Source organism: Mycobacterium sp., assembly GCF_008709575.1.
Lineage (GTDB): Bacteria > Actinomycetota > Actinomycetes > Mycobacteriales > Mycobacteriaceae > Mycobacterium.
Genome location: NZ_VYIK01000259.1, coordinates 1 through 805 on the forward strand (window position 1 = coordinate 1; position 805 = coordinate 805).

The 805-nt window shown below is 65.1% G+C and carries 1 protein-coding gene; it reads left to right on the forward strand.

The features are described 5' to 3' along the window. Positions 1 to 253: 253 nt before the first annotated feature. A partial coding sequence (locus F6Q13_RS18305; protein ID WP_293059566.1) for an alcohol dehydrogenase catalytic domain-containing protein occupies positions 254 to 805 on the forward strand: 552 nt, incomplete at its 3' end.

An 805-nucleotide genomic window follows, 5' to 3' on the forward strand; every position in this document is an offset into this window, starting at 1 on the left:
CATGCGTGAGGCACCAACCACCGCTTCGCGCTCACTTTTAGCTGAGGCACCTCGGAGTGTAGGGGGCGAAATACCTCTTCTGCGGGGTCGAGAACCGCCCAATGTGGTGACGCGGCGGCGCGGGTCGTTCGGCCACACTCGCTGCACTGAGGTCAGCGTAGTGGACCACGACATTTGTCGGGTCCGCCGGGAAGCGCAGGCAGCACCGCACCAGACCAAACGCCGCAGAAGAGAAAAGATAAGGGGGCAACGAATGCAAATCTCAGCCGCGGTGGTTAAGGAGGTGGGCGCGCCATTCACCCTCACCGAGGTCGAGCTTCAAGGCCCGGCACCCGATGAAGTGGTGGTGCAGATCGCCGGGGTCGGCATCTGCCACACCGACATCGCGGTCAAGGAAGGGCACCTGCCGTTTCCCTTACCCGGCGTCCTGGGCCATGAGGGCAGCGGAACTGTGGTGACCGTCGGTGCGGACGTGACGGCGGTCGCCGTTGGTGATCACGTCGCGATCAGCTTCAACAGCTGCGGCACGTGCCCCCGTTGCGCGAAGGGGGAACCGGCGTACTGCCACAACTTCCTCGAATACAACTTCGGCGGGGTGCGCTGTGACGGATCCTCCGGGCTGGCCTCTGCCGGCACCAAATTGGGAGCGAACTTCTTCGGCCAGTCATCGTTGGCGACGCACGCGCTGGCTCACGAACGCAACGTGGTCAAGCTCCTGCCGGGCACCCCGGTCGAGCTCGTGGGGCCGCTTGGCTGCGGCATCCAGACCGGGGCCGGCGCGGTGTTGAACTCACTGGACGTCCAG